The organism is Mycobacterium sp. 852014-52450_SCH5900713, assembly GCF_001667075.1.
GTDB lineage: Bacteria > Actinomycetota > Actinomycetes > Mycobacteriales > Mycobacteriaceae > Mycobacterium.
In genome coordinates this window covers 1-2,629 of record NZ_LZIL01000014.1, presented here as the reverse complement: position 1 = coordinate 2,629, position 2,629 = coordinate 1, and the positions used below count along the sequence as shown (strand labels likewise).

Here is a 2,629-nt window from a genome sequence, read left to right as displayed (position 1 = left end):
ACCCGATCATCCGGGCGGACCTCCCGGTGGCCCCGGCGGACCTGGCGCGCCCGATCATCCGGGCGGACCCTGGCACGGAGACGCCCACCGCGGCTACTTCCGGGGTGCCCCGTGGGGTGACGGGCCGGCACCTTGGGGACCCGGTGAGCCGCCCCGGCCCGCGTGGGACCGGCCGCTCCCCCCGCCCGGCGGGCAGTGGGGATATGGCCCGATCAACTACTGGGGCTACCAGGAAACTCCCGTGTGGGACCCCGGATTCAATCAGTGGGGCTTCTGGTTCTTCGGGGTTTGGATTCCGCTGTAAACAGCGGTAAAAGCAACGCCCGCTTCGCCACTCGGCGAGGCGGGCGTTGTGCTGTCAGTCGATAGCTCCGGGACTTTTGGCCTTTCGGTGCGGGCCGTCCGCCATGCCATAGGTGCCGTATGGCCCTCGTTTGACGGGTCTCGATAGCGAAACATCGAGGTCACAGTTGCGTTTCCGCACCTGCCTGGCCTGTGTAATCGACTGAAGGGGAGGCGCGATGACCACGCCTGACTCCAAGCCCGCTATCTCGCCGCAGGCGCCGGACCCGCGTGTGACCCTCCTGTACGCAGGCACACTGGTCGTCGCGGTGGTGTCCGGAATCTGCGCACTGGTCGCTCTTGCGGTCGGCTCGCCGCTTCAATTCGGTGTCTCGGCGGCGGTATTCGGCGCCAGCTGGATCGCCACCGACTTCATCGAACGGACGGTTGCGCGCGGGCGGGAGCGTTTCGCTCGGCGCTGTGCAATCACCGTGGGGCGGTCTGTCCCCGGCTATCGCCCCTCGCGCGTCGTGTACACCGGTGACTACGAGCATTTCTCGCGACCGGCCCCACGCGTCGTGAGCAGGCTAGCCGCCTGACGACCGCTCAGCCCTTGGTGCCGACGGTGATCAGGTCGGAGATGATCCGCGTCCAGGCCGGCCGTGGGATGCGGTGCTGATCGCTGATGACGAACCCGGCGCCCTCGAACAAAGACTTCATCTCCGCCGGCGACGCATTGTGTTGCGGTTTCCACCTATTCGCCGACGATGCCTGCAGCCGCGGTTGCCGCGTACTCAGGGCCGCGACGGCCACCAACCCGCCCGGCGCCAGCACGCGGTGGAATTCGCGCAACGCCGCGGGCTGGTCAAAGAAGTGGAACGCCGAGGTGGTCACCACGGCGTCGAGCGCGCCGTCGTCGAAGGGCAGCTGCTCAGCCGGGCCGCGCAACCACTGCACTCGGTCGGTTCTGGCGCGCGCCTGGGCGAGCATACCGTCGGACATGTCTACACCGTAGATCTCTTCCGGCTCCAGCTCGCGGGCGATCCGATCACTGAGAATGCCCGTGCCGCAGGCGATATCGGCGATCTTGCGGGCGTGGTGGGCGCGTAACTGCGCAATCACCTCATCGTGCGGCGGGCGGTAAACCCACTGCTGCAGGAACGGCAGATCGTACGCCGGAGCCAAAAAGCTCCAGAGCCGCGTGACCGCGTCGTTGAGTCCTCGTCGACTCGGTGCCGTCATTCGCTCAGCACCGAGCTGTAGTAGACGGTGTCGGCGACGGACACCGAGTCGTTCGCCTGCGGAATCGCCGCCAGCCCACTGTCAGCCAGCAGCTCACTCATCTGAGTGCCGACCGTCTGCCATCCCAGGTTTTTCAGGTAGTCGGCGACCTCGTTGCGCTCACCCTCGAAACCCAGCTCCTCCCAATCCAGCTCGAAGCCGTGGTCGCGCCATTTGGCGGTGGCCCTGCGCATCATTTCCCGCGCTTTTTCGACGTCCTGCTGCGGCCGGTCCGGGATGGCTTCAACAGCCAGCCTGCTGCCCTGGGCACTCAGCGCGGAGATGTTGTCCAGCAAGCGGTCTTGAGCCTCTGGCGGCAGGTACCCGAAGAGACCTTCCGCGATCCATGCGGTCGGGCGGTGCTTGTCAAAACCGGCATCCACCAACGCTTTCGGCCAGTCAAGTCGCAAGTCAATTGCGACCGTGCGCAGGTCCGCCCGGGGGGCGGCGCCCAGCTTCGCCAGGGTGGTGGTCTTGAACTCGATCACCTCCGGCTGGTCGATTTCGAACACCGCCATGTCGGCGGGCCATTCCAGCCGGTAGGCGCGTGCGTCGAGGCCGGACGCCAGGATCACCGCCTGACGGATCCCGGCTTGCGCCGCGTTGTGAAAGAAGGTGTCGAAGAACCGGGTCCGGGCGGCCATCGCCACGGGCATGTGCTCGAGTTTCCAACCGGATTCGTGGTCGTCGACGTCGGCCGCGACGAGGTCGCCGTCGACCCATCGCGTGAAGAAGTCCACGCCCACGGCGCGAACCAGTGGTTCGGCGAAACGGTCCTCGATCAGCGGGTTGTCGGCCTTGGTAGCGATCGCTCGGGCCGCGGCCACCATCGTGGCCGTCGCGCCCACACTGGTGGCCAAATCCCAGGTGTCGTTGTCCGTGCGTGGCATGCGTTTGGTCCCCTCGGTCTAAGCGATACTTAGTCAGTATAACGACCGCCAGGGGCGATAAGTTCCCGAGCATTTCGCGGCAGGCCGCGCGGCTCGGGCGTCCGGCTACCGACCCCTACCCCGGACCGGGACCACCCGGGCCGCCAGGACCACCCGGTCCACCGGGTCCACTCGGC

Annotated in this window: 3 protein-coding genes and 1 pseudogene; 2 read left to right on the top strand and 2 right to left on the bottom strand. The window is 66.9% G+C overall.

What is annotated here, in order from left to right; translation table 11 throughout:
- Both A5773_RS26425 and A5773_RS05300 read left to right on the top strand, forming a co-directional pair.
- Positions 1-304 (top strand): annotated as a pseudogene (locus A5773_RS26425) (chitin-binding protein); the annotation flags it as partial.
- Between the two features lie 217 nt (positions 305-521).
- On the top strand, positions 522-881 hold the full coding sequence (locus A5773_RS05300; RefSeq protein WP_066957143.1) for a hypothetical protein: 360 nt from the start codon (positions 522-524) through the stop codon (positions 879-881).
- A 7-nt stretch (positions 882-888) separates the two neighbouring features.
- Here the strand turns inward: A5773_RS05300 and A5773_RS05295 are convergent, their stop codons facing one another.
- The gene (locus tag A5773_RS05295; RefSeq protein WP_066957140.1) at positions 889-1,524 is read right to left on the bottom strand and encodes a class I SAM-dependent methyltransferase; all 636 of its coding nucleotides are present in this window, start codon (positions 1,522-1,524) and stop codon (positions 889-891) included.
- Positions 1,521-2,453: an SAM-dependent methyltransferase gene (locus A5773_RS05290; protein WP_067789846.1), complete on the bottom strand. Its 933-nt coding sequence runs from the start codon at positions 2,451-2,453 to the stop codon at positions 1,521-1,523. The genes A5773_RS05295 and A5773_RS05290 overlap by 4 nt, the downstream gene beginning before the upstream one ends.
- Positions 2,454-2,629: the final 176 nt, after the last annotated feature.